The sequence below is a fragment of the Bacillota bacterium genome, from assembly GCA_030019365.1.
In the GTDB taxonomy this organism is placed as follows: Bacteria; Bacillota; Sulfobacillia; order JACIYH01; family JACIYH01; genus JACIYH01.
In genome coordinates this window covers 1-26,401 of record JASEFA010000014.1, presented here as the reverse complement: position 1 = coordinate 26,401, position 26,401 = coordinate 1, and the positions used below count along the sequence as shown (strand labels likewise).

At 65.5% G+C, this 26,401-nt stretch carries 19 protein-coding genes and 1 riboswitch; of the genes, 5 read left to right on the top strand and 14 right to left on the bottom strand.

Features of this window, described 5'->3' with window-relative positions; all coding sequences use genetic code 11:
* Nucleotides 1–13: 13 nt before the first annotated feature.
* The 3 genes from QME70_13340 to QME70_13330 all read right to left on the bottom strand — a co-directional run bounded on the left by QME70_13340 (nt 14) and on the right by QME70_13330 (nt 3,803).
* Nucleotides 14–982, bottom strand: coding sequence for a DUF2877 domain-containing protein (locus tag QME70_13340; protein MDI6895551.1), 969 nt, complete (start codon nt 980–982; stop codon nt 14–16).
* A complete protein-coding gene (arcC, locus tag QME70_13335; protein MDI6895550.1) occupies nt 979–1,947 on the bottom strand; it encodes a carbamate kinase in 969 nt (322 codons plus the stop codon). Before arcC ends, QME70_13340 begins: the two co-directional genes overlap by 4 nt.
* Nucleotides 1,948–2,138: 191 nt before the next feature.
* Nucleotides 2,139–3,803, bottom strand: coding sequence for a PucR family transcriptional regulator ligand-binding domain-containing protein (locus tag QME70_13330; protein MDI6895549.1), 1,665 nt, complete (start codon nt 3,801–3,803; stop codon nt 2,139–2,141).
* Between the two features lie 399 nt (nt 3,804–4,202).
* Between QME70_13330 and QME70_13325 the strand changes: the two genes are divergently transcribed.
* The 3 genes from QME70_13325 to QME70_13315 are packed head-to-tail and all read left to right on the top strand — an operon-like array spanning nt 4,203 to nt 8,126.
* A complete protein-coding gene (locus tag QME70_13325) occupies nt 4,203–5,726 on the top strand; it encodes a spore germination protein (protein ID MDI6895548.1) in 1,524 nt (507 codons plus the stop codon).
* A complete protein-coding gene (locus QME70_13320) occupies nt 5,716–6,822 on the top strand; it encodes a GerAB/ArcD/ProY family transporter (protein ID MDI6895547.1) in 1,107 nt (368 codons plus the stop codon). Before QME70_13325 ends, QME70_13320 begins: the two co-directional genes overlap by 11 nt.
* A gap of 5 nt (nt 6,823–6,827) precedes the next feature.
* Nucleotides 6,828–8,126, top strand: a complete 1,299-nt coding sequence (locus QME70_13315) for a Ger(x)C family spore germination protein (GenBank protein MDI6895546.1) — start codon at nt 6,828–6,830, stop codon at nt 8,124–8,126.
* A 371-nt stretch (nt 8,127–8,497) separates the two neighbouring features.
* Here the strand turns inward: QME70_13315 and QME70_13310 are convergent, their stop codons facing one another.
* The gene (locus tag QME70_13310) at nt 8,498–8,713 is read right to left on the bottom strand and encodes a hypothetical protein (protein MDI6895545.1); all 216 of its coding nucleotides are present in this window, start codon (nt 8,711–8,713) and stop codon (nt 8,498–8,500) included.
* Between the two features lie 232 nt (nt 8,714–8,945).
* A riboswitch (cyclic di-GMP riboswitch) is annotated at nt 8,946–9,030 on the top strand.
* Nucleotides 9,031–9,142: 112 nt separating this feature from the next.
* Here QME70_13310 and QME70_13305 point away from each other — a divergent pair.
* On the top strand, nt 9,143–10,195 hold the full coding sequence (locus QME70_13305; GenBank protein MDI6895544.1) for a stalk domain-containing protein: 1,053 nt from the start codon (nt 9,143–9,145) through the stop codon (nt 10,193–10,195).
* Between the two features lie 168 nt (nt 10,196–10,363).
* On the opposite strand, the gene QME70_13300 is transcribed toward QME70_13305, so the two are convergent.
* Genes QME70_13300 through QME70_13285 form a run of 4 tightly spaced genes read right to left on the bottom strand, consistent with a single transcriptional unit; the run spans nt 10,364 to nt 17,855 of the window.
* Complete coding sequence (locus QME70_13300) at nt 10,364–11,866, bottom strand: DUF2399 domain-containing protein (GenBank protein MDI6895543.1); 1,503 nt, start codon at nt 11,864–11,866, stop codon at nt 10,364–10,366.
* A 48-nt stretch (nt 11,867–11,914) separates the two neighbouring features.
* On the bottom strand, nt 11,915–15,199 hold the full coding sequence (locus tag QME70_13295) for a hypothetical protein (GenBank protein ID MDI6895542.1): 3,285 nt from the start codon (nt 15,197–15,199) through the stop codon (nt 11,915–11,917).
* Nucleotides 15,196–16,461 carry a hypothetical protein gene (locus tag QME70_13290; GenBank protein ID MDI6895541.1) on the bottom strand — a complete coding sequence of 422 codons (1,266 nt, stop codon included), beginning with the start codon at nt 16,459–16,461 and terminating at the stop codon, nt 15,196–15,198. The genes QME70_13295 and QME70_13290 overlap by 4 nt, the downstream gene beginning before the upstream one ends.
* A complete protein-coding gene (locus QME70_13285; GenBank protein MDI6895540.1) occupies nt 16,458–17,855 on the bottom strand; it encodes a hypothetical protein in 1,398 nt (465 codons plus the stop codon). The genes QME70_13290 and QME70_13285 overlap by 4 nt, the downstream gene beginning before the upstream one ends.
* 256 nt (nt 17,856–18,111) lie before the next feature.
* Here QME70_13285 and QME70_13280 point away from each other — a divergent pair, with 256 nt between their 5' ends.
* A complete protein-coding gene (locus QME70_13280) occupies nt 18,112–18,366 on the top strand; it encodes a hypothetical protein (GenBank protein MDI6895539.1) in 255 nt (84 codons plus the stop codon).
* 443 nt (nt 18,367–18,809) lie between these two features.
* On the opposite strand, the gene QME70_13275 is transcribed toward QME70_13280, so the two are convergent.
* The 6 genes from QME70_13275 to QME70_13250 form a co-directional block, all read right to left on the bottom strand.
* A complete protein-coding gene (locus QME70_13275; GenBank protein MDI6895538.1) occupies nt 18,810–19,874 on the bottom strand; it encodes a Xaa-Pro peptidase family protein in 1,065 nt (354 codons plus the stop codon).
* Nucleotides 19,875–19,880: 6 nt separating this feature from the next.
* A complete protein-coding gene (locus QME70_13270) occupies nt 19,881–20,732 on the bottom strand; it encodes an ABC transporter permease (protein ID MDI6895537.1) in 852 nt (283 codons plus the stop codon).
* 22 nt (nt 20,733–20,754) lie between these two features.
* Nucleotides 20,755–21,678, bottom strand: coding sequence for an ABC transporter permease (locus tag QME70_13265; protein MDI6895536.1), 924 nt, complete (start codon nt 21,676–21,678; stop codon nt 20,755–20,757).
* A 69-nt stretch (nt 21,679–21,747) separates the two neighbouring features.
* Nucleotides 21,748–23,316 (bottom strand): ABC transporter substrate-binding protein, encoded by a 1,569-nt coding sequence (locus QME70_13260; GenBank protein ID MDI6895535.1) that lies wholly within the window; start codon nt 23,314–23,316, stop codon nt 21,748–21,750.
* Between the two features lie 162 nt (nt 23,317–23,478).
* Complete coding sequence (locus QME70_13255; protein MDI6895534.1) at nt 23,479–25,320, bottom strand: M28 family peptidase; 1,842 nt, start codon at nt 25,318–25,320, stop codon at nt 23,479–23,481.
* A 67-nt stretch (nt 25,321–25,387) separates the two neighbouring features.
* A complete protein-coding gene (locus tag QME70_13250; GenBank protein ID MDI6895533.1) occupies nt 25,388–26,074 on the bottom strand; it encodes a FadR/GntR family transcriptional regulator in 687 nt (228 codons plus the stop codon).
* Nucleotides 26,075–26,401 lie beyond the last annotated feature (327 nt).

The window sequence follows — 26,401 nt, the reverse complement described above, 5'->3', positions numbered from 1 at the left end:
TACCAACCGTGGATCACCTCCGCCGTTCCGCATCCGACCGACACCCGTCGCAGGCGGCCATTCCTGCCTGGGCTCCCGCCAGCAACCCGGCCATGAAATCGTTTCCGGAAGAGCCGCCCAAACGCAACACCCCCCGGCTAGCTTCGTCCACCTCTCCCCATCCCAGGAGAGCTCGCAACAGGCGCTCGATTGGTTCTGAAACCATTCCTCGGGCGGCAAACCGCAAGAAGGCCGCCGCCACTACAGTCGTGGACCGCCCCAGGCTCATCACCACCGGCTCCCAGACGTCCTGCGAGCCGGCCGCATCCCGGCCTGCCGCCCGGGAGGCCAGTTGGACACCCAGCATAAACCCTGCCAGCAGGTCATCTCCCGAGGGGGTGAGCCCCGGCCCCAGCCCCACCAGGGAGGACGCCCCTGCCGTCAGTAACGCCGGGCTCCCCTGCAGAACCCCCTGCCTGAGCAACGCCAGACCCTTCCTGGCCGCTCCCAGCATCAAACCCGTAAATGATTCCCCCTCCATCTCCCCAGGCACCCCATCACCGGCGAAGGTGAGCAACCAGCCCGGCTTGTCTCTGCGGCCTTCCCGGCGAAAGAGCTCTGCCGCCGCGCTCAGCCGGGTCCGCACCGCCCCCACGCACCCCTCCGGCCTTCCGGAACACGCCTGCCACGAGGAAACCCACCGCGGCGCGCCCGTAAGGTCCGCATACAGGCCCCCTACCTCAAGACTTCCGTCTCCCACCGCACACCGGTCCCCGGGCCTGAGCAAAGAGGAGAGTGGCTTCCTGGGGTGCAACTCGACCAGGATGGTGAAGGGTCCATTGCCCACGGAAGGAACGGCCGCACACAGAAGCCGGTTTCCGGGGAACTCCATATAGCTGGTCTTTTCGAACACGGCCAATACCCGGCCCTCCTGGCGCGGCCCGCTCACCAGGTTGTCGGCGTAAGCAGATACGGAAGTGCCCCTGAGGTACGACCCGGTCATGGGCAGCCCGCCCCACGGGGGACCACGCAGGTCCCTGCCTGCCCGCGGAGAGCCTCTCGAGCCCTGTGCAGCGACGCGATCACGGCCCGCCGGTTGCAGCCCCGCCCGGAGGCAACAAAGCGAATCGCTGCCTCTACCTTGGGACCCATGCTCCCGGCCCGGAAATGGCCCTCGCGCTGATACCTGAGCATGTCCGACACCGCTACCTGGCCCACCAGGTTCCTCTGGTCAGGGGCACCATAGTTCAGCGCCACCGCCTCCACGTCGGTCAGAATGAGGAGGGCATCAGCCCCGACAACCTCGGCCAGCCGCTGGGCCGCCAGATCCTTGTCGATGACGGCTTCCACGCCCGCCAGCTGCCCGTCTGCTTCACAGGCGACCGGGATACCGCCCCCCCCGGATGCAATCACCACCACGCCTGCGTCGACCAACTGCCGGATGGTCCGGGCTTCTACTATTTCCAGCGGGTCCGGGGAGGGTACAACACGTCGCCATCCCCTTCCGCTGTCCTCTCGCATTCCATAACCCTTGGACGCCATCAACTCCAGGGCCCTGATCTGCCCGTAAAACGGCCCGATCGGCTTGGTGGGATTCCGGAAAGCAGGATCCGTGGCGCTCACGATGGTCATGGAAACCAGGGCCACCACCTCCTGGCCAATCCCGTGGGCACGCAGCTCGTTGCGCAGCGACCTGGCAAGCATGTAGCCAAGCAGTCCCTGACTCTCCGCACCACATGCATCCAGCGGTAGCGGCGGCACTACACCTGCGCCCTCCTCGTTTTGCAGCAGGATATTGCCCACCTGAGGCCCGTTCCCATGAGTTACCACCACCCGATACCCATCCTCGAGAACCGAGCGGATGGCCTGGGCGGTCACGTCCACATTCGCCAACTGCTCTTCGATGGTCCCCTTCTGCCCTCGCTGCAACACGGCATTCCCGCCCAGAGCGATAACCACAGTTTCCACGCGTTCGCGCCCTCCAGAACGACGGCAACCACACTCGTGCCTCTGTTCTACTTCAGAGAATTCTTCTGCACGAGCGGGAGACCTTCGTATAATCTTGACGAATCAAACGCCCCTCAGATGGCAAGGGAACACAAAGGGGGCTGGCTCAGGCCGCCCCCCACGCCTGCCAGGTCAGCCGCGCTATTTGCAGTTCAAGGCGAAAGCAGCCTCCTGATCTTCAGTCCAAGCTGCAGATTCAACCGTACGTCGGCGTTGCCCAGATCGGTGCCCAGAATCTGTTCAGCCCGCTTGAGCCGGTAACGCAGCGTGTTGTAGTGGACATACAGCTTCTCCGTCGTCTGCTGCAGGTTGCCGTTGCACGCGAGAAACGCCTCCAGGGTGGCAACGAGATCACTCCCGTTCTCCTCGTCATATTTCACAAGCTTCCCCACCGTGTCCTGATAGAAGGCGGTCAGCTCCCCTCGATCAGAGAAGCGGGCCAGGAGACGATAAGCCCCCAGTTCGTTGAAGTGCAGCGCGCAGTTGCCCCCCCAAACTCGCCGGGCCACCTCGATGGCGCGCTTCGCCTCCCGGTAGCTGTGCTTCAGGTGCCCGGGGTTGGGGTACAGCCGTCCGATCCCGACCGAAAGCGTCGCATCCGGCAGCACCGCCCTCGCCACCCGCAGGATAGATTCCGCCAGCCTCTTGGTCGCCTCAACCGAGGCGGCCGGCGAGTCTGAGTGATGGAGCAGCAGGACACCCCCACCCTTGCCAACCACTATCGCGTCATCCGCCCCCGAGCGGAGTACTGACTCCACGACCTGCAGGGCTAGCCGTTCCAGCCTTCGCAGGCGCAACTCTCCGTTCTCCTGCCCGCTGACATACTGCTCTTCAAGGCCGTCTACCATCACCAGGAGGACGGCGTAGCTGCGGGCCAAATCCCATCCGAACACCCGACCCCGGGCCACCATGGTCTCTACCGATTCGTAATCACCCATGAGCACACGGTTCAAGAACTCGTCACGGAACCGCTTTTCGATCTCGGCCACGGCCTGTTCCTTCATCATGGCCAAAGCGGTGACGGTGGCAGCGTGCTGAACTGCCACGATGTCTACCTCCTGAAGGGAGCGTTCGATCTCCCAAACCGACAGATAACCGTACACCTGTCCCGAACTACGGATTGGCTGAAGGAGCTGGTTAACCACCAGGCCCCCCAGCAGCGTCTCCTTGCGAAAATGGGAATGGGGAAGGCCGGGTACGTGCTCATGCCTGAACCCTTCCAAAGCGCCCCGGAAATCGGCCTCCGTCATACCCGTAACGCCTTCGGGGATGGCGCAGGCCAGAACTCCGAAGTCCTGGTCCTCTACGGTTACCGGGGCCCGAACGATTTCCGCCAGGGTCACGGCGACCTCCTGGAAGCCCCCACCGGCAAGGGCCACCGCTGTGAATCGGGAGTGAGTTTCTTCGGACCGCTTGAGCAGGTATGCCTGCCGATTCAGGATCTCGCTCAGCAGGGGGTGAAGGATGTCATTGAAGGAAGCGTCTGGAGGGAGTTCGATGAGCGGGAAAGCGGCCGCGTCCGCAGCCGCGATCATTACGTCGGGGATACTGGACAGGTACCGGGCCGGTTTCAGGCCCAACCCCGCCAGCCCCTTTTCGGCAAGCTGGGGCACCAGCCTGGCCTGCGCTTCCGGGTCATCCTTGATGGGGTAGGCCGTGGTGAGGAGAAGCGCACCCGGCCTCACCCAGTTGATTATGTCCGGCACCTCCATCACGTTTACCGACGTGATCTCCCTGTCCAGGCCATCCGATCCTGCCACCAGGCGAGCGCGGCGCAGGGACTCCATCATCAAGGCGTCGCGCACCGTGACCGGCACGCTCAACATCCCCCTTCGCCCTAACCGAACCGCGCATCCGGGGTGCGCAGGCGGCATGCCCGGCTCCACACGAAAACGCAAAGTCAACCCCGTGCGGTTCGCCGCAATAATTCTACCACACATTCAGCAAGGTCCCGGCCCATGTGACGACCGATGAACGTGGAGTCCTGCCTGCAGCTTTCGGACAGGCCGCAAGCGCGAGGCGAGCTAGACTTACCTGCCGGGAATACTACGCAGGGGAGGCTGACCCTGGAACCCATGCTAGCCTGTGTGGTGCGCATGATGCGGAGGCTTGCCGGCTGCAGATCGCGCCGGGCCCTGCCGCGGGCCAGGGGCGGGCAGGCCACCGGGGAAAGGGTCAGACGGGGCCAGCCTGCGCCCCGGGTGCACGCCGGAAAGATGAGTACGCGACCGGATAGAATTCCCGCGTCTCTTGCCGATGTCGAGCGGTGGCTGCGCGAAAACCTGGGCTCGCCGCCGGACCTGGTTATCCGGACTCTGCCGGGTGGCTCGGGCGGGGGTGGGGCCGTGCTGATTACCTATCTTGCTTCACTGGTCCCCAAGGAGCTGGTGGCGACGGCGGTGGTCAAGCCCTTGCTGGCCGGCGGGACGGGTGAGGACGCCAGGCCGCGCGGCCTCGTGGGGCGGGGTGGCAAGCTACCCCTCCTGCCCGTGGGGACCGGGGACGTACGCGAGGCGTCCGACGGGGCGGAGGTCCTGGAAGAGATCTGCCGCGGGCGCACGGCGGTATTTGCCGAGGGCGCAGGCACGGCCCTCCTGGCCGACACCAGCGGCCCGCGCGGCCGGGCAGTGGAAGAGCCGACGCTGGAAGGAACGCTGAGGGGCCCACACGACGGTTTTACCGAGAACCTCGACAACAATCTGGCTCAAATCCGCCGCCGGCTGGCCCACCCGAGCCTCAGGATTGCGCTCCTGCGGGTCGGCGACCTGTCGCGGACCAGGGTGGCCGTGACTTACCTGGACGGGTTGGCTAGACCGGACATCGTGGGCGAGGTCATGACGCGGCTCGGTAAGATCACGCTGGACGGCGTCGTCGACACCGCGTACCTGGAGGAGCACATGGTAGGGACCAGGCTGGCCGTGTTCCCGCTGGCACTGGTAACGGAGCGGCCCGACCGGGTGGTGGGGAACCTCCTGGAGGGGCGGCTGGCGGTCCTGGCCGACGGTACGCCCGCAGCTCTGGTCCTGCCGGTTACGGTCAGCATCATGCTGCAGAGCGCCGACGACTACTACCTGCCCCCACCCGTGGCATCGCTGGCGCGGATCCTGAGATTCACGGGACTGCTGATGACCGTTCTGCTGCCCGCGCTGTACGTTGCCCTGACCGCCTTCCACCACGAGCTCATCCCCACCACGTTTTTCTTCCGGGTGGCGGCGGGGCGGGAGGGGATCCCGGTCAGCACGCTGGGAGAAGCGCTGCTCATGGGGGTGGCGTTTGAGCTTCTGCGGGAAGCTGGATCCAGGCTGCCCAGGCAGGTGGGGCAGGCGGTGAGCGTGGTGGGTGCCATTGTCGTGGGTGAAGCGGCCATCCGGGCGTCCATCATCAGCCCCCTGATGCTCATCGTGCTTTCCGTTACCGCCATCACCTCGTTTCTGGTGCCGTTTTACACCGGCGGAGCCTCGCTGTGGGTACCGCGGTTTGCCTTCACCCTGCTGGCCGGGATGTTCGGGCTGATCGGCATAGGCTGGGGTATGATGGTAGGCCTGTACTACCTGAGCCCCTTGCGCCCCCTGGACACTCCCTACCTGGCTCCCATCGGTCCCGTCATCGCCAGTGACCTGAAGGACTTTCTCACCAGGGTTTCCTGGAGGGGGATGGCGCGCCGCCCCAGCGAGCCTGGAGCCAGGAGGCGGTTTCGGAAGCCGCCGCCCGGGAGAGGAAGGCCGCGACGTGGGCGGTAGCGGACGGATCTCGCCGGGCCAGGCTGCCTCATTGCTGTTCGTACTGGTGTGGCCGACTTACCTGCTGATGGGACCCAGCCTGGTGGCCGAGGCGGCGGAGCAGGACGCCTGGCTGGCCAACCTGTTAGGGGGCATGGAGGGGCTGGCGGTGCTCCTGCTCCTCCTGGGGCTGGTCGGGCTCGCCCCCGGAAAGGATCTGGTCCAGGCCGCGGAGGAAGCGCTGGGGAGGGTTGGGGGTAAGGTCGCAGGGTGCTCCATCCTCCTGGTAATCTCATTTGCAACCTACACCACGCTGCGTTCCAGCACGGTCTTCATCAAGGAGGTCTTCCTGCCGGTGACGCCCCAGTGGTCGATTGGAGCACTGGTGGCAACGCAGGGGATACTCGGTGCCCTGTACGGCCTGGAGGCGGTGTCGAGGTCAGCGGGTATCACGCTTGTCTTGCTGTTTGGGGCGCTCGGGCCCAGCGCGGTGCTCATGTTCTCCCAGTTCGACCCCCGCCTGCTCTTCCCCGTCCTGGCCCGGGGGTTTGCTCCCGTCCTCCGCGGAGCCTCCCAGTCGGCCTCCTTTCTGGGCGAGCTGGTGGTCCTGGGTATGCTGCTCCCTGCCCTACGGGGCAAGCGATGCTCGGCGCCCCTGCTCGCCGGCCTGGGTGCGGCCTGGGTCGTCACGGGAGGATTGATGGCCGTGACCCAGGGCATCCTGGGCTGGTACGGGATCTCCCGGCAGCCCCTTTCTCTCCTGGAATCCCTGCGGGTGGTGCGGGCACCTCCGCTGCTGGAGCGGATCGAGGTGGCGGTGGCCAGCACGTGGGTACTGGTGTCGTTCTGCAAGGTAGCTGTCCTGTTCATCGCCCAGGCCCTGGCGACCGCGCGGGTGCTCGGGCTCTCGGACTACCGGCCGCTGGTGCCCGTCCTGGCGGTAGCGGCCACCGTGGTCGCCCTCAACTTCCCGTCGCGGCAGGTGGTATACAGCCGCGTGCTGGTCTGGGGTGCCGCTGCTGCAGGCTTCCTGGCGTTACTGGTGCCCGCGGTGCTGGTCCTGGCCCTGGGCCGGCGCCACCTGGCGAACCGTCGCCGCGCGCGTCCACGGAGGTGAAAGAGTTGAGGCGCCACCCCCGGCTCGTGCTCCTCCTACAGTGCCTGGCCGCCTGCCTCTTCCTTGCGGGCTGCTGGGATGCCGAGGACCCCGAGCGCACCGCTCACGTGGTAGCCATCGGCATGGATGCGGGTGCCGGCGGGATGCTGCGCTTCACCTTCCAGGTGCCGGTCCCCGCTGCCCTGGCCGGCGGTGGAGGCGCCGCAGGGGGCGCGGGGGGTGGCGGAGGCGGGGCAGCGGGACAGGTGCCGCGGGTGTGGGTGGAGACGGTAGAGGCGGGCACCGTCAGCGATGCGCTGCGGTCGCTGGGCGACCGGTTGCCCCGCGCGCCGGCCCTGTCCCACCTTCAGGTGGTCGTGATTTCGGAGCGCGTTGCGCGGCAGAAGTCCATGGGACCCCTGTGGGACTTCCTGACCCGGGACGTGCAGGCGCGCCGGGCGGCGCAGCTCGTGGTGTGCCGCGGTAGCGCAGAGGAGGTCCTCCGGTTTCAGCCCAGGCTGGCCGACATCCCGGCGACCGGCCTGGTCGCCCTGCTCGAGCACGCCGCCGACACCGGCAGTACCATATCCACCCCGGTCGGCCGGTTCGGGATCGCTGTGCACACCGAGGGTATCCAGGGTGTTGCCGCCATGGTGGAACTGGCTCCCCCGGAAAGCAAGCTCGCGCCCGGAGGCGAGCCTTCGGGCCCGGAACGGACCACAGGCCAGGGGGGCGACACGGCCCGCGGCGCTGTACCCGCGACCCCGGACTTGCGCGCCGCAGGGCTGGCCGTTTTCCGGGGAGACCGCATGGTAACCACCCTCAGCGAGCGTGAATCCCGTGCCCTCTCGTTCGTGCTCCGCCGGGCCCGGCGGCCCCTCATCCGGGCGGTTGCGCCAGATTCGGGTGCGCCGGTGACAGCGCGGGTGCTGTCTTACCGCCCGGAGGTGAAACTGGTCCCGGGGCCTGCGGGCTGGACGGGTCTGGTGCGCCTGCGCGTTGCCTGCGAGTTGAGGGAGGAACTCACTCCTACCTACTTCCTGGAGCCGTCCCGGGCCAGGCAGCTTGAGACTGCTCTGGCTGAAAGCCTGGCTGCCGACCTGCGGAGTGTGCTCCGGCACACCCAGGAGGTGGGGGCAGACGTATTCGGGTTTGGCTGGTGGCTGTACCGCGAGCGGCCCCGGGAGTGGTTCGCGGTACGCGAGAGCTGGCACGAGGTCTACAGCCACCTCCCGGTCGACGTGCGCGTGGAGGTGGTGTTGCGGTGGGAGGGGCTCACCACCAAGTCTCCCATGCGTCCGGGGACCCCCGGGGGCGACCGCTGATGGAAGTACGCCCCGGACCTGCTCCAGCGGGGTCGTCTGGGTAGTGGTGCGGCTCTCCGGTGCACCCGGGATGGGTCCAGGCTGTGCCAGACATGACCCACCGCGTGCACGAAATAGGGCCCGTACCCCGCCTGCTCTAGGCAATCTCAGCCGCTCGCCTGAGAGATTCGATCTCGCCCGGCTCTTTCACCCCGCGCACGTCCCAAGGATACCGAATGGTGCCTCGTGGCCGAAAAGCCTGCGCTTGAAGTCCTCAAACTCGAGGTACTGGCCGGAGGCTGCTACTTGCTTAACCAGTTCGGGGTCCACCATGACATCATCCAGGCGCGCCGGGCCGGGCGTGTCAGATCGGGCCCGATAAGCTCGGGATGCTAGAGGGCCGAGTGCTGGGTGTCGCGCTCGGCCGCCTTCGTCCATTCGCCCGGTTCCTTCCCCCCCGCCTGCACCGATTCCACTATGGCCCTGCAAGCTAGCGCCACCGCTTCCCGATGTCGGGGAGGCAGCGTGTCCCAATCGTACGGCTGGCCCAGCACTTCACGGTATACCTCCCACCACTGCTTGGCAATCAGATCGTGCGAGGTTTGCACGCTCTCACCCCTGAGATGAGGTTCGCCGCGACGCCCCCTGCCTCCTGCATGTTCTTACGGTAGGCTCCATACTTATGCGAGGGATCACTTCCGACGGGCCCAGTGCTATATACGTACGTCACACGGGCCGGAGCAGGAGCCGGGGAGCGGTCGAAAGACCCGCTCGCAGACGGCCTTGACCGCCTGCCTCCCCACAAACGCGGAGGTTCTGGCGAATACTTATATCAGGACCCCCCATCAAGGGCAAATCCGGCGAAAGCCGGGGGCGCAAAGCTATGGGGCCTAAGGCACAATGCTATGGTAGCCCGGCTGCTGGGGAAGCAGAGTTCCCGGCTTGCCGGCTGCCCGGAAGGAGGTGTGGCGAGCCGGGATTCGTGTTGTGTGCTTCCGGTAGCGGTAACACCATGACTCGATAAGGAGGAGTTCAGTATGAAGAAATCACTTAAGGCAGTTGCGGTGCTGGGCCTGGCCCTACTTTTCCTGGTAGGGGTGGTGGGTGCTGCCCTGGCGGCGGGCGAAGAGACAACGCCTTCGGCTACCCCCGACCAGTCTGCGCCTGCCCCGGCAGGCGGTGACGCGTCACCTGGTCAGGGTGCGGCAGCTCCGACCAAGCACCAGGCCCAGGAGCACGAACGCAACAAAGGGAATGAGTTCCGCCTGCGGCTGGAGGAGCGCCTGCGTGCGGAAGTGGAGGAGGAAGAGGAGAAAGAGGTTGAGGAAGGGCACGAGGGCCTGGCCAATCGGATAGCGAAACTGGAGGCCGAGCTGGCGAAGAGCCCTGGCGACACCAACCTTCTCTGGAAGCTGGCGGTGGCTTACCGCGCAGCCGGGGAGTACGACAAGGCCATCGGCGTGCTGAAGGAGCTGGAGAAGCTCTCCCCGCAGGGCGCGAAGGTGGCGGTCATGCTGGCCCTGTGCCTGCGGGCCAAGGGTGACTCCGAAGCTGCCCTAACGGAGCTGGAGGAGCTGGGTGCGACCGTGCCGGGCACCGTGTATGCCTACCGGGCTATCCTGAGAGAGGAGCTGGGCGATCTGGACAAGGCCGCCGAGGAGATGGAGGGCGCCGTCTCGGGCAGCCCGGCCGAAAAGGAGCTGTACGAGAAGCTGGGCGAGCTGTACGAGAAAGCCGGCAAGGGTGAGGACGTGAAGGTGTTCCTCAAGGGGAAGAAGGTTGCCTTTGACGTGCAGCCGATGATCGTCCAGAACCGCACCATGGTGCCCGTGCGGGCCATAGCGGAGGCGCTGGGTGCCGAGGTCAAGTGGGACGGCGAGACCCGGACGGTCATCGTGCTGAAGGCTGGCAAGGTGGTGCTGATTCCGATTGGCTCCCTCAAGGCCCGCGTTGACGGCACGCAGGTGGCTCTGGACGTACCGGCGATGATTGTGGGGAACCGGACCCTGATCCCGCTGCGGTTCGTCTCCGAGAGCCTGGGAGCGCTGGTGGACTGGTTCGGGACCGGCCAGGTGGTGGCGATCAACTGAGCTTGTGCCCGCTCCGAGCAGGGGCCCCGGGGCACTGCGTCCCGGGGCCCCTGGAATTTCGTATGGTGCCTCAGGCTGTCCGGCGACTTGCCGGTGTGCGATGAACGCACGCTGTACACGCACACGCGCGCGGCGTGCGTGCCCGCGCGTGGCGCCCCTTTGTGTCAACTAACTTCGTGGCGGCAACAGGTCCCGATAGATCGAGAGAACCTCCTCCTGGTAAAGGCAACCGTACTCTCGCAAGCCAGCCGCAAAACCGGCCACCAGGGGGTCGGCGCTCTCCAGGTAGGATTCCGGCACCTCCTCTCTCCGCACAGCCGTGACCTGTGGCTTCCCCGGTGAGGGACACCCCCCGACCGCCGTGACCTGTGGCTTCCCCGGTGAGGGAAACCGCAGCCTCGCCTCTCTCGCCCGGGAGTAATCGTCAACGGCAGCATAGGGGCAAGCGTGGGGGTGGGGAACCACCTGGAGGTCCGGCAAATGAGAAGGCCAGTGCTGTCGCAGGTAGCGCAGGATGCGCAGGCCTCCCATGTCCCAGTCCACCCACAGCAAGGCCGCCTGCAGAGCCGGAGCCTTTAGCTTGGTCAGGAACTGGAAGAACGCCGATTGGGGCATGCCTCCCAGATAAGCCACGAGGTAGCCCTCGCGGCCGAGGCCGTCCCGCGCGGCGGCGGCCAGCGGAGCCGCATTCTCTACCATAAGCAGGGTGTGGGCGGGGGTGTGCAGGTGGGGGATGCGCTTGAGATCGTACGTGGAAAGGCAGGCCACTTCCCCCCACAGCGGATCGCTCCCGTCGGGAACCAGCACCCCGCAGAACATGAGGGAGTACAGAGTGTCGGCGGTTACTCCTGCCTCCTCGAGTTCACACCCCAACTCGTATCGTACCGCTGCCGCGATCAGCGGCCGCACATCTTCCAGAGCCTTCACCGAGTCGACCTGGCCGGGGAAGAGACGCGAAGCTGCCTCTCTGAAATCCAGGGTTTCCCATTCCGGCAGGCTGCCCAGAAGAGCAAGAAAGGCCAGGACTTTCTCATACCGCCTGGCCCGCTCGGCCGGGTGCCAGGCGAGGCCCTCCTCCGGCCCGGGACCGGTCCGCAGGACGGGGATATCGCCTCGAGCCAGCGCTTCCGCCTGCCGACGCAACACCATCCCCACCTGGGGACGACGGCAGGAGGACAACCACGACTCTATCTGCCGAAGCAACAGGCCCCTCGCATCCGGCTCCAGGGATCCAAACCGTGACTCCACTGCCTGGCGACCGGCCGGAGTGAGGCGTATGATTGACCTCTTCACGTCTCCCACGGGGGTAAGGGTTTGCTCGATCGTCACCCACCCCAGCCGTACCAGGTCCAGCAGCACCTCGGATCCCTGGCCGGAGTCAAGGTGTCCGCGGAGGCGACCGCGCAGCGTCTTTTCCGAAGTGTAGTCCTGCCCTTGCCGGGCCAGAACCCACAGCACGCGCATGGCCCGAGTCACCACCTCGTCGGCCGCCCGGGTCGCACCCGGGCCGGCAACACTGGCGGTGAAGGTTGCCGTGGCACCGGCGGCATCGGTGGTGGGGGCGGCGACCAGACACCGGCGGTGGGGCCGTACTCCCCGGCGCGCCGGAACGTACTCGGTACGTGCGCACACGCCATCCCGTATCTCTTCGGCGGTGAAGCCCGTGCCCAATGGCAACCCCCCCTGCTCAGGCAGGCCTTGTGGTCAAGCCGCGGCTGCTCAACCCAAGGGCCGATGTGTCAGCCGCCGAAATGCTTTTGTGTAAGAACCCTGCTCCTGGGACTTCTGCACGGCAAGAGCATAGTGGGCGGCTTCCAGGTGGCTCCTGGTCAAACGGTGCGATATGAGGAAATACTTGCCTCCCAGCTCCTGGCGGAGAAGGTTAGAGAGGCGGATCACATTCCCCGCGTCAAGGGATTCGTCGATCTCGTCGAACACATAGAAAGGGCGCTGATACTCTGCCACGATGGAAAGTAGCAGCAGAGCCCCGATGATGGCCATCTCGCCCCCTGAGCGGCCCTTCACCGGCTTGGGTTCGACCGCCGGGTTAACCGACACATACACGTTGAGGTCGAACACAGTACCCCCCACGTGCTGCAGATTCAGATAGCCGGTGAAACCGAATTTCTCAAGGTAACGGCTGAAGCGAGTGTTGAAACGGCCAAAAGCACTGTCCAGCACGCCTTGAAAGGCCCGGCGGGCCTCTTCTTCCCGCATGGTGGCTTCCAGGAAAGCGCTCTGTACCTCCGACAGGGTACGGTCGGCGGCCTCGAACTGATCCAGAGCCGCAGCGTAGTCTTCTTCTGCGGTAGGAACCACATCTTCCGCCAGCCGCCGGCACTCCGTTTCTTTCCTCTCTATCTCCGCCAGGAGGAGGCCTATCTCCGGCTCGCTCAAGGGGGTCAGTTCCCCAAGAACGCGGCGGGCCTCCTGGCACACGGCCGTCACGTCGATCCCCGCCTCGAACCGCTCGGGTAGCTGTGGCGCCCCCGGCGGCCGGGGCGCCTCGGGCAGGATGGCGGCAGCGAAAGCGGCCAGAGCCTCCCGCGCTTCGGCCAACGCCAGTTCCCAGGCCCGTGCCACGTTGTCGCGCTCCTGCTGCGCTTCACACAGGTCGCGGCGCAGGATCTCCCGGCGGTGGGACACGTCCCTCGCCTCCGATTCCAGACACCGCCCCGTCCGTTCCCACCAGGCCTGCTCCGCCTGATACCGCCTGCTGAGCTCCAGCGCCGTTTGAGCTTTGTCCCGCGCCCGGTTCACCCGCCAGTGTGCTTCCTGCAGAGCCCTTTCCAGGTCGGGCAGTTCCCGCGCCCGCGCCACCTCCTGCCAGAGAGCGGTCAGGCGCTCGATCTCTCGGTGGACCTCCTCCTCTTCCCGAATCAGGTTCTCCGTGCGGTCGGCGAGCATGCCGATCGCTTCCCGCAAGGAAGAAACCCGCCGCTCGAGAGCCCCTACCAGAGCCCGGGCAGAGTCCTCCTCTTCCCGGGACCGCCGCAGATCCGCCTCCAGTTGCCGCCGCCTGGACATGCTCCGGTTCACGCCATCCAACTCGGAGGCCAGGGCCCGGCACCTCTCTTCGGTCACCTGCAGCTCCTCCCGCAGCCGCCGGCACGTCTCCTCCAGGGACGCCAGCCGTTCGCGGTATGCCTCCGGCCCGATGAAGAAGTCCTCGGGTCGGGCGTAAGTGCGACCGAACATGTCGTAGCGGAAACCATCCGGGGTGTAAGCTACGGCTGCCCGACCGGTACGGCCGCTATGGCCGGTCCGGGCGACAGCAGCCCTGGCCGTGGCGTGATCGGGGGCAAATACCACCGCCCGCAACATTCGCTCTATCAACGGCACCAGGCAGGGCGGACAGTCCTGGGTGATCTGCACCCCGGACAGCACGGAAGGCAGCGCCAGATCCCCGGGATCGGGAAAGCTATCCACGAGGAGATGGCGGTACTCCACCAGAACCCGCCCATCTTCCACGACCACCGCCTGGCGCAAGGGGCCGAGAGCCCCTTCTACAGCCTCCCGCTCCGCGGGATCGAGGTAGAGCGGAAGGCCAGGGCCGGTACCCGGCTCGGGGAACCGCAGAACCTCACCCAGTACGCAGGCGGCCAGGCCCTGGGCACGATAGTGGTCTCGTACCCGTATTGCCTCTTCCGGAGTAGCCACCTGCCGTTCCCGCAGTGCGGTCAGGGCCGACTCCGCGCGCTGCAGGTCCGCGCGTAGAGCAGCGCAGGCCTCTTCTTCCGCCTGGAGGCGCGGGCGCAGTGCCGCCTGCCGCCGCTCGAATTCCTCCAGGGCGGGGAGGCCCTGGAGTTCCCGCCCTGCCGACTCCCCCTCTTCTCGAGCTCGCCGGCACCGCTCCTGCACAGCCCCCAGTTGCCGCTCCGCCTCGCCCGCCTCTCCCTGGAGGCGTTCCCTTTCCGTGTGCAGCCGTTCGCGCTCCTGCCCCAGCTCTTGAGCCCTGGCCCGAGCCGCCTCCAGGCGCCGCTGCAACTCCTCCGGGGTCAGGCCTTCCCCCAGGGCGGCACGGATACGACGGATCTCTCCCGCCAACCGCTCCGCCTCTGCCTCGGCCAGGCCGCGCTCCTCGTTGGCCAGCCGGCGTGCTTCCTCCTGCTCCCGCACCAACTGCGGGTAACGACGGCGTTCCTCGGCCGCCCATGCCTTTCCTTCCTCCAGGGCCGCCTGCCGCTCTGCCAGCTGGGCGTCTTCCTCACGCCAGGCCGCCATCCTGCCCTCCAGCTCGCGCAGGCGCCCCCGGGTTTCCTCCTCCAGGAAAGCTACCCGCCGCACCACCTCATCGCGGTGGCGCATCCTCAGTTCCCCGATCTCTGCCTCCAGGGCCCGCACCCGGCGCAATCGCTGCACCAGCACTTCCTTCAGGGCCAGTGCCTCTTTGGCCCGCTCCTGCTCGATGGCCGCCTGGCGGAGCTCCCGTTCTACTTGCTCCCGGTTGCGGATAGCCTCTTCCCACTGGTCTTCCAGCTGGTTGACTCCCAGCAAGTCCTTGATCTCAAGATAGCGCTGGCGCGGCTTCAGCTTCAGAAGCCCCGTGGCCCGCCCCTGTTCCACGAACATGAGCTGATCGTGGCGTTTGAAGGCGAAATGGCTCAGGTGGGCCAGATACTGTTCACCAGAGGCGAAGTTGGTCCGCTGCCCGTCGCTGACCAGGTAGAACTGGGTGAAAGGCCTGTTGTTCCGGTATCCGAATTCCAGTCCCAAAACGACCTCTGCCGGCCACTCCGGGAAGTGGAAGTTGTCGCGGGGATTGAGGACCGTCAGCTCCGAACGGGCTCGCCGGTTCAGGACCGGCAGGTGCTCGGGCAAAAACTGCTCGTGGAAGTCGTCCCCCAGGTCTCCGCAATGCGCTTGCAGCACTCGGGCGATGGTCGATTTCCCGGAACCGTTGGGACCGAAGATGAGGACCTCCTTTTCGTCGGGCTCACCCAGGTCGATGAGGTGGTCACGGAAGCTGCGCACGTTCACCAGGCGCAACCAGCGCGGAATCACAGGCCATCCCCCTCGACAAGACCCCCGGCAGGCTCCTCAGCAAAAACCTCGGCAGGCTCCTCGAGAAGACCCCCGCCAGGCTCCTCAGCAAGTCCCTGGGCAGGCTCCTCCGTTGGGCGGAAGAATTCCCCCAGGCCCCGCAAGCCTTCCTCCCCGCGAGATCCCACCACATACCTGAGGGCAGCCCGCCCCAGGGCGGTCGTACGGTAAGACCCTCCCCGGACGGCGCTTCCGCGGGAGCCCCCGCGGGCGCGTTCTATCCACCCCTTCCTCTCCAGCACGGTCAGATAGCGGCGCACCGTGCGTCCGGGATCCCGGAAACTCGCCCCCACCACGCTGGTGAGCACCGGGAACGGGATGGGCTCGGCGTACTCCAGCTCCCACCACCAGGTGAGTACTGCCAGGACCACCAGAACCGCCATCATGGGAGCCCAACCGGAGGCATACAGGGAGGCGGCCGGTACCACGGCCACCACGTGCTTGCCGTCGCGCGCCAGGTGAAAGAACCGGTCCATGCCGGTGGTAACCATGTACCGCTCGAGCCCCTCGAGGGATTCCTCCTGCACCACCCGCAACACGCGGTTCACGGTGGGAGGGCTCCCTGCGCCCGTGCCCCGCAGTATCAGGCGCAGGGCCCGGTCATAACGGGGATGGGGCGCGGCGAAGTCGAACAGGCTCACCGGTGGAGGCGGACTATCCTGCTCCTCAGGCAGGCCGAAGAAGGCACGCACCTCTGCCGGTCGATACTCACGCCCCTGGCTGCGCGCCACCACTCCTTTGAGGAACCGGGGCCCCAGGGAACCGACCCCCACGCGGGTGGGCCAATAGGCGGATCCCGCCGCGCCCGCCGCCTCTTCCACCCAGCACAGCCGCATCAGTTCTTCCAGTGCCCTTCTCACCAGACGGGAGGCCGAGCGGTGGCCCGTGGCAAACTCCTCCACCAGCTTTTGATGGGGGATGGGGACCCTGTACTCGCCCGTCCACTTCCATATGTACAGGAAAACGGCCAGGGCGTGGCTGCTCACCTGGGGTTCGTCGGGGTCGATCTCCCTCGTCTGCACGGCAAAAACCACATGCCGGCCGTCAGTGAGGATGCGCCCGAGCCGGCCCAGGGCACCACGCTCGACGTAGGGCAGGAACAGGTCCAGGTCCTCCTCCCCCAGCAGGCGCAGCAGCGCCCCCCGGCTGAGGGGACGTCCAGAGGAGTTTCCCGCCAGCACTGCCCGCACTCCTCTGTCTATGCGCTCGCTGGGAGCAGTCACCTCGCCCTGTCCTCCCCGGCTACCGCACGATCATGGGCGGCAGCCACTTCCCGCCGCCCCTCTGCCCCCGCGTGATCCCGGTAGGCCCAGGCATCGGTAGATACCTTCACCCGATGCCGCTCGTACGCTTCACCCGTAGGAGAGAAGTCGGCCCAGTGACGGGTGTACACCTCGGCCAGCGCCGCCGCCAGCAACAGCTTGTCCTCCCAGCGGGTATGGCGGTGCATCAGGTTCGACTCCAGGTCCCGTCCCTCTTCCGGGATCCACTCCAGCACCCTGTCCACAAAGGGCTGCAGCCCGGGATCAAAGGCCTCCTCCAGCTCGTCCAGCGCTCCCTCCTCGGTAGCCGTAGGCCCGCTCTCGGCGACCACATCTCCCTCGGAGAAAGGCGCGCGCCCGGTCACTTCCAGGATGGAGTCCAGTAACCCGGGCCAGTCGGGAGGCGCGGGCAGGTGTACGGGCAGCAAGAGATCCCCTGCTTCCCGCGCCACCGCCAGCAGTTCGCCGTTGGAAAAAGCCTCCACCAACCACCGATAGAAGCGGGCCTTGCTGATGGGGCTGCTCTCCGCCCGTGCCTTGCCCGCCACGCTGGAAACCACGCCGGCCAGGGAATCGTACAGCACCGTGAACGCTTCCGCCCGCGCCATCTCGATGCGTTCCATGGCCTGCAGGCCCAGCTCTGCCCCCTCTGCCTGGCGCTGGCGGATGGCATCCGCCAGCAGGTCGTACCTGTCCAGGATCGAGCGCACCTTCTCGGTGGCGATCCCCTGCACGATGAACTCGTCCCGGTGGCGCTTGAGTTCTTCGTAGCCTCTGACCAGGTAGGCGAGAGCCCGCTGCACGGCGTTGGTTCGGTATCCCAGGCGATCGTAGGCCTCTTCCAGCTCCAGTTCTCGCTGGCTGAGGTACATGGTGCGCTCCAGCTCGCTGGCCCGGTGGTACGAGAACCAATCCTGCAAGACCTTGTGCAGCGATCCCAACAGGCGCAGCCCTTTGCTCGTCAGCTGGATGGACCAGTCCCGGGTGAGGAGGCTCAGGCGGACCCCCGTCATCACCACTCCTCCGTCCGCCGCCGGCTCCCGCCCATAGGCCTCGGCGAACCGCCGGCCCAATCCCTGGGGACTGGAAACCCCCCGCCCGGTGGCGAATTCTTCTTCCTGCACGATGAGCAACATGCGGATGGCGTCGGCCAGTTTCAGGGGCTCTTTCCCGTCACCGCTCACGCTGAAGATGAAATTGGCCAGGTCGGCGGCGTCGGCCATCACCCGGTCCAACTGCTCGGGTGTGGCCTGAGTGAACACATCAACAACCACGCGCTCGCCCGTCCGCCCCGCTTCGTCGTGGACAGTTATGCCCTCCTCGCGGTGAGTTATGTCCTCGTTGCTGAGAGTCATGTCCTCCCTCGCCCGGAGTCCTGGCAACTGTTGTAACCATGCGGTTCCGCTCTCGATTATACCAGAGCACGAGGCACGTCCTCATCCATCAGGAAACGAATCAGGCAGGCATACCGCGGCACCCTGGCGTGGGCGCCGCAGTCCCTGGGGCCATCGTGGCGTGGGCGCCCGGGTTGGGGCAGGAACTGCGCCGTGGGCGCCCCGATCCGGCCCGGCATCGGGGCGCGGGCGCCCGCTTTGGGGCGGGGATTGCGGCGTGGGCAGGATCGAGTTTGATTGCGAGGAAGGCGAGATCTGCATCCTGATTGACGGCGAGAAGCTCGAACCCACGAGGGCTTCTGGTTCCGCATGGAGTTTTACGAAGGATGAGCGCCGCGGCGCCGGCGCCACCGGTACACCAGCCCTGCGCTGCGGCTACCACCATGACGCCCAAACCCACTTCCCCGCGGCCTCCCGGGCTCCGCTGCCGACGAATAGCAGTTGTCCCACATGGCCCTCGACCGACGAGTAGTGAAGCCCGAGTTGAACACCGACCTTGAAATGAAGCGGGTCCGCGGGGGACATTTTTCACCACGGACCCTTCCGCGCTTTCAGACCCCGCCTCCCGGCAGCAGCCCTCGCCTTTGGCTAGCGGGCTCGTCCTGCCGCCGTGCCGGGCGCACAACGGCGGCGCCCCCCGCAGAACGGGGGCGCCGCAGCCAAACGCCTGTCCAGGACACCGCCGGGCCCGAGACCCCACATCTGTGCGAGACAGCGGATTGCCTGGAGCCCAACTTGAACAGCGGAAGGCCGTTTTCGGCCCCTCGACAGGCCGAAAACTTAGCAATGGCGCCATTCCTTCCCGCCGGAATCGAAAAACCGTAGTGAAAGCATTTTACGGTGAAGTATTGATCTGTCGGGTGCTTCCCGGATAGCCGGGATGGGCCCAAGCTGTGCCAGACACCGCAACGCAACTCACGTGATGGCTATCAACTCGCGTGTACACGTGGTCAGGATCTCCTTGCCCGAGGGGGCCACCAGGACGTCGTCCTCGATTCGCACCCCGCCCCAGCCCCGAATATAGATCCCCGGTTCCACCGTGAACACGTTACCCACCACCAATTCATCCGTGCTGTCCTCGTCCAGGAGAGGCCCGCCTGCCAGGCCGTGACCCAGCGCGTGCACGAAATAGGGCCCGTACCCCGCCTGCTCTATTGCCCGCGCAGCCTCCAGGTGCACGTCCCGAGCAGAACGACCCGCAGAAACCAGCCCCAGGGCGGCTTCCTGCGCGGCCAGCACCGCAGCGTACACCCGCCGTTGCTCCGAAGACGGATTTCCCACGACGATGGTCCGGGTGCAGTCGGCGGGGTATCCCTGCCACACCGGCCCGAAATCTATGGTCACCAGGTCACCTTCCCGGACCCTTCGCTCAGTCGGTGCACCGTGGCAGTATGCCGAACGCGGTCCTGACACCACTATGGTGCGGAACCAGAAACCGTCTGCACCTTTGCTGAGCATCGCGTGTTCAAGGTGGGCCGCAATCTCCTTTTCAGACATGCCCGGGCGAATAGCCTCGAGCAGATCCCCGAAGGCTTCCGAGGCAATCTCAGCCGCTCGCCTGAGAGATTCGATCTCGCCCGGGTCTTTCACCCCGCGCAGGTCGTTCATCCCCTGGCCTGCGTCGACGATCTCCACGCCCGCCTGGGTGACACTCTCGAAAGCAAGCACCGTCAGGCTTTGCCGCGCTGCAACCAGCTGCCTGATCCCTCTCTCCTGCAGCACCTGCACCACCTCGGGCCACGGTTGCAGGCCTTTCCTGCGAATACACGTGCACCACGGCACGTCATCAAGCGCCTGGGCGAGATCGACTCCATGCGGGAAGACAGTAACCCCGGCCCCGTCAACCAGGGCAGGTGAAGAGCCGGTGAATCCGCAAACATATCTGACATCCCCGGGGTCTGTCAGTAACCAGCCCTGCCCACCTAGCACCTGCATCTTCTCCCGAACCCTGGTCACGCGCCCGTCGAAATCGGCGACCATCACCCATCATCCTCCTGCCAGTAACTTTCTCTGCGGGTCAAACCGGTCGCGGAGCCACTCGCCCACAATGTTAAAGCACACGACGGTCACCATAATTGCAAGGCCGGGAAAAAGGCTCAGCCACGGAGCCGTTATGATGTACCTGAAACCTTCACTTACCATGCCACCCCAGGTGGGAAGGGGCGGGCGGACCCCGAAACCAAGGAAGCTGAGAGAGGCTTCCACCAGAATGGCCTCTGCTATCCCGGTAGTGGCCAGCACGATCACAGAACCAAGGACGTTGGGGAGGAGATGGCGTCTGGCCACACGCCAGTGAGAGGCACCTGCAGCACTGGCCGCCTCCACGAAATTCGCCTGGCGCAGCGAGAGGACCTCGCCCCTAACCACCCGGGCGGTCGTAGGCCAGTCCACCAGCCCTATCGCCAGGAAGATAATGGTCAGGCTCGGCCCACGCGTGGCCACGATAGCCATGATCAGCAGTAAACTGGGGAACGACATAATGATATCCGTGAAGCGCATAACCAGGTTGTCCAGCGTTCCGCCCACGTACCCGCACACCAGGCCGATCGCCGTTCCGATACTGGCGCTAGTGGCCACCGCAAACATTCCCACAGTTAGCGAGACGCGGGTACCATAGATGATGCGACTCAATACATCTCGCCCCAGGAGGTCGGTACCCAGAGGGAACTGCATTGAGGGTGGACGCGGCATCCCGGTTTCCGTCAGACCCGCCTCCATTATCAGTGTCGGGTCGTACGGGGCAACCTGGCCGGCGAAGATGGCGAGCGCGGCCAGCAAGACGATACCGGCGGCGGCAGCAACGGTGACCGGGTCCACAAGCTTCCACACCTTGCGCACGACGTCAAGTCCTCCAACACAGCTATCGGTACGACACGCGGGGATCCAACACTGCATACAACACGTCGACAAGCAAATTGAACAGGACAATCACGGAAGCACTGAACAACACGACCCCCTGCACAAGCGGGAAGTCGTACGATCCCATGGCGTCTACCAGCAACTTGCCCAGGCCGGGCCAGGCGAACACGTTCTCGATGACCACCGCCCCTCCTAGCAGGTAGGCAAGGAGGAGTCCGGAGTACGTGAGAACTGGGTTGATGGCGTTTCTGAGCGCATGGCGGTAAATGACCGTGCGCTCGCCTAGTCCCTTTGCCCTCGCGGTACGTACATAGTCAGCACGAACCACGTCGAGCATGCTGGAACGCGTCAGCCGGGCCAGCACGGCGGTAGGCCGCAGGCCCAGCACCAGGACAGGCAGGACCAGGTGGGCAACGGTACCGGTACCCCCGATGGGAAGCCACCGCGCACGAAAGGCCAAATAGTATAACGAAACTACCCCCACCCAGAAGGCCGGCGCAGAGACACCCGCGGTGGAAAGGGCAATTACCAGGCGGTCGAAAGCCCTGCTCCGAGAGGTCGCGGCAAGCACCCCCAGCGGGACCGCGACCAGCAGCGCTATGAGAACTGATGCGGCTGCCAGGAGAGCGGTGTTGGGCACGCGCTGAAGTATCAGGGTAGAAATGGGTACGCGGAGCCGGAAGGACCTGCCTAAGTCTCCGCGCAATGCTTTGGTGAGATAGTCCACATACTGGACCAGGACAGGCCGGTCGAGCCCCATCTGGTGGCGCAGTTGCGCCAGGCCTTCCGCTGTCGCCACATGCCCTCCGATCAATATCCGTGCCGGGTCCCCCGGGATGATGTACATGAGAAAAAAGGTGATCGTGATGACGCCCCACACGGTCACGGGAACCCAAAGAAGGCGTCGTGCCACGTAGGTAGACAATCCAATACCTCCAGCGATTTTCTTGAGGGTGAGAGCCCCATCCGGGGCGGAGCTCTCACCCCCTCTGAGTTACTTCTCCAGCCACGTCCTGGCGCGGGAAAGGTAGCCGTACACGTGCAGCTGAGCATCAGCACCCCGAACCCCTGGGTTGACAGCCCAGAAAGCGGTCGTGTGGTAGATGAAGGCCCAGGGGGCCTCGTCGACCACTATCTGCGCCGCCTCCTTGTACATGGCTTCTCGACGGGCCTGATCCATGATGTGCCTCGCCTGGCTGGTCAACTCGTCCACCCGGGGGTTCTTGTAAAAGCAAGGGTTGTTGATCCCCCAGTTGGCTGAGTTAAACAAGCTGTACATGAACGTGTCGGGGTCGGCGTAGTCGGCAGTCCAGCCCCACCAGAACAGGCCAGCGTCTCCCCTGGACACGGCATCGAAGAATGCACCTGTCTGCATGAGCCGTATTTGGACCTTGATGCCCACCTCCGCAAGCTGGCTCGCGATGAACTCGGCAAAGCGTTTCTCGGAGTCGCGGGAGAGGGTCCAAAGCTCGCACTCAAGTCCCTTACTGTAGCCTGCGTCTGCCAGAAGCTGCTTTGCACGCTCCGGATCGTACCCTATGGCCTTGATCTGAGGATCGTACCCCAGCAGCCCTGGCGGTATAGGTCCCAGGGCAGGTCGGGCGCGCCCCCCGGAGAACAGGACCTGTACCACTTTTTCACGGTTAATCGCATACGCGATGGCCCTGCGCACCCGCACATCGTCAAAGGGCTTTTTCCTGACATTCATGGCCAGCCCGAACACGTCAGGGCGACTCTGCTCGAGGATCTGGTACTTCCCACTTGAGACCACACGCTGGAAGACCGAATCTGGAATAGGGTACATCTCGTGGATCTGCCCGGCTTCAAACTGCATGGCCAGAGTGGCGGAATCGGGGATGATACGGTACACCAAGCTGTCCAGGTACGGAAGACCCTTCTCAAAGTAATCAGGATTCTTGACCAGCTTGATGTACTCTCCCTCTTTCCACTCCTCGAACTTGAAGGGACCGGTGCCAACGGGGTGACGAGCGAAGTTATCCCCATATTGCTCCGCTGCCTCGCGTGGCACCACGTACCCGAAGTTCATGGCTAGAAAATACGGGAAGATGGCCAAGGGCTCCTTGAGAGTGATCTGCACAGTGTGGGGATCACCGACTTGAATCCCTGAGACTTCCTTAGCCTTCCCCTGGTTGAACTCCTGCGCCCCCACGACGTCCGCAAACGCAAAGGCGCCGTCCGACTTGGTCTTGGGGTTCAGCACCCGCTCTATGCTGTACTTCACATCATCCGCAACGAGTTCGCGCCCGTTATGGAATTTGACCCCCTGGCGCAGTTTGAACGTGTACGTCTTGCCGTCCGGACTAACCGACCAGTCCTCTGCCAGGTCGCCCTCCAACTGCTTGCCGTCTGCCGTATAACGGAGTAGTCCGTTGAAAATGTTCCTCATCGGCCCCTGGTTGCCCCAGGTCGCTGGGTCCAGCGACCAGGCATCTTCCAGCCCAATTACATACTCCCCGCCTGAGCGGGGGCCACCCGTTTGCGGGCTCGCGGGCTCGGGACCTTTTCTGGCACAAGAGGAAAGCAGTAACGCCACCACCAGCACCGATATCAACACCCAGCCTCGCCGCAACATGGGTTCACCTCCTAGTCAGTACGACCCATTGGGTTGTCAGGCCTATTCGACGGTCTTCCCGCTGCTCCTGCCACCACCGGCATGACTCATTACGCCTCGATCTCGCCCCTCTTACCTCCCTTCGCTGTGTTCTCACGACTGCAAGTGCACCCGCAGTCTCTCCCGGGCTGCCAGTAGCGCGTCGGTCAGGCGGTTCCTCTCCATAAGGGCAGGACCCAGCGAGAGGAGTGCTTCCTCCCCCGCCGCATCCCCCACCGCCCGCAGGTGGGAGAGGCCCGGAAGGCGCTGCGTGTAGCGCGGGTCTGCGTAACGGTCCTGGTGGTATCTGCCCCCCACCGTACCGAGGACCGGCAGGAGGATGCGGCTCAGGTCCCGCGCCAGGCGGTTGTGTTCCCGGTAGAGCCACTCCCGGCCGCGGGAAGCCTCCCGGGCCACCCTGCGCGCCCTGCGGTAGAGCACCGCCACCTCGCCGAGCACCCGCCTGGCATCCGCCAGCGCCTCCGCCAGAACCGCCACGGCTTCCTCCCCCGGCAGCCCGCGCATTGGGACACGTGCCGACTGAACCACAATGCGGTCGATCACCCGGGCTGCAGATCTCAGCATCGGCGCGAAATCCATCGGCCACGCGGTCGACCGGAGCAGCCCGTCAAGGTAATGGACGATCACCCGGGCCTGGGCCAGAAACGCTTCGGGCGAAAACTTGTCCAGGGTGTCCTCTCCGGTGTGACTCCACCAGAAGAAGGGGACCTCGCCCTCGGGTTCGCCGTCGGGGAAGCACAGCAGCCCCGGCACCCCGGCCATGAGGAAGGACTGGTCCGCCGTGCGCCCCGGGGACAGGTAGCGGGCCGGCGCACCGATGGTGGCATGAACAAGGCGCTGGAAGGCCTCCAACTCGGGGCTGCTCGCCGCCAGGAAGCGCCGCGTCCCGCGCACTCCCGGGGAATCGACGTTGACCTGGGCGACGCAATGGTCTCGCAGCAGGTCCCAGTTGCGCGCCACGAAGTAACTGGAACCCGTGGCCTCTGCAATCTCGTGGCCGTCCCAGAACGCCAACACCACCGATCGGCGCATGTTCCCTCCACACCGCCCCAGCAACCTCGCCAGTTCCAGCATGAGAGCATTTCCGGAGGCATTGTCGGTGACCCCGGGACACCAGGCGTCCAGGTGGCCATGAACAAGTACGAAGTCATCCCCTTCCGGCCCCGGGGCCACGATGCGTACGGTCACCTCCTCCAGGGGCATCCAGCCGGTGGTGGCGGTGGCGCTCACCCTCACCGGCAGGGCGCCGCCGTTCTCGCTGATCATCACACGCAGGCGACGGGCATCGTCGTGGGACACGCACAGCGCGACAATGTCCGGGATTTCCCGCAGCGTCTCGGGCCCGGGCAATCCCCACACGCCCTTCATGGCCCGGAACGTCACCACGTCCGGGACCGGGGCAGGCCAGGTCGCCAGGACGAGCGCGGCAGCACCGCGGGCCGCCGCCAGCCGGGCTCGTTCCGGTGTTGCGGAACCGTGGGCTTCCACCAGCAGGGCCTTACCTCGCACGTCCCGCCCCCGGTAGTCGCCATCCTCCCCCGCCCCGCCATCGACCAGATCGACCCAGGTTGCCTCGCCCTCCCCCAGTTCGCGGGTGAAGGCCACGCTTACTGCCTTGATCCGCGACGGAGCCTTTCCGCCCACCTCCAGGGCCGCCGGTCCAGGTATGGAGGTGTACGCGCGGAAACGCCGCCGGAGAGGCTCCAGCCCGTATTCCCGCAGTTCGCCACACACGTAAGCTGCGGCCCGCTCCATATCGGCCGTGCCAGATATGCGGCCCGAAGCGTGCCCGGTGAACCAGGCGACATGGCGCTGCACGCGTCCGAGGTCGATCCCCTCGAGCAGATACGAGGCCAATGATCCCCGCTCCCCGCTGCCCTTGCCCGTGGCTTCTCCCTCCCTCTCCGGGACGGGGATGCCTTTCCCCGCGTCCAACACGCTCGCGCCGGGTTGCCGCCCTCGCCGGCACCGGCGGGCTCCAGCCCTCTCGAAAACCTCAGCCTCAGCCTTCGGCTTTGATCTGCCGGTAGCTCGAAAGCAGGTGCTCGTACATGAGCCGACGTGCACCCTCGGGGTCTCTGCGCTTCACCGCTTCCAGCACCGCCCGGTGCTCCTCAAGCCAGGGTTCAAGCGGCATCTCGAGCAGGGCCCTGGGAAATGCCTCATCATGGACGCGGCTCAAGAGCTTGATCTGCTCGCTGAGCTGTTTGCACGCGAACTCGTTTCCGCACGCCTGCGCAAGGGCGAGGTGAAACGGGAAATCGTCCGCCTCGCCGCGCGGTGCCCGCCCCATCCGATCCAGCACTTCTTCCATGCGGGCAATGTGTTCCGGCCCTGCCCGCTCCGCCGCCCAGGCAGCCACGGCCGGCTCCATGACCAGCCTGGTCTCGTATATCTCTTCCAGCGTTGTCCTCTGGATGGCCACGTAGTGGTCGGGTTCCGGACCCCGCAGGTACCGGCCCCTCCCCTGGTGGGACACCAGCAGGCCCTTCGCCTCCAGGATGCGCAGCGCTTCCCGCAGCACGGCACGGCTGATACCCAACTGCTCCTGGAGAACCTTCTCGGAAGGCAATCTGTCCCCGGGCTTCACCACCCCGGCATTGATGAGTTGCAGCAGCCTCTCCTCCACCTGCTTGTACAGGCGGATCGAGTGGATGGGCTCCAGACCGGGGAGCCCCTGCCAGTCCACGCTTCCACCACCTTCCTGCCGGTCAGAAACCGCTTCCTCAAAGCCGGCGCCAGGCTAGCCAGCGGATGGGCAGAGAGCTGGTTAGACGAGAAGCAGATGTCCGACAAGCTGCTGGCTGGTTACCCTACGTATTCGCGCCCGACCTCTGGATTCCTGCTCAGACTGCTCGCCAACTAGCTCAGGGTCAGCCGAGAGCGGCGGAATCCGCAAACATCACCAAGGAGGTGACAACTGTCAGGCCCAGCAAGACCCTCGATCTCACGAGATACCTTTGTCAGAGGTCAAGAAATTCACCCGGGGGTGCTTCAAATAATTCACCCACCCCGG

Excerpts from the sequence above, each read along its gene's own strand:
- QME70_13285 (MDI6895540.1), bottom strand. The coding sequence starts at position 17,855 with ATGACTCTCAGCAACGAGGACATAACTCACCGCGAGGAGGGCATAACT.
- QME70_13325 (MDI6895548.1), top strand. The coding sequence starts at position 4,203 with ATGAGTACGCGACCGGATAGAATTCCCGCGTCTCTTGCCGATGTCGAG.
- QME70_13340 (MDI6895551.1), bottom strand. The coding sequence starts at position 982 with ATGACCGGGTCGTACCTCAGGGGCACTTCCGTATCTGCTTACGCCGAC.
- QME70_13275 (MDI6895538.1), bottom strand. The coding sequence starts at position 19,874 with ATGGTCGCCGATTTCGACGGGCGCGTGACCAGGGTTCGGGAGAAGATG.
- QME70_13305 (MDI6895544.1), top strand. The coding sequence starts at position 9,143 with ATGAAGAAATCACTTAAGGCAGTTGCGGTGCTGGGCCTGGCCCTACTT.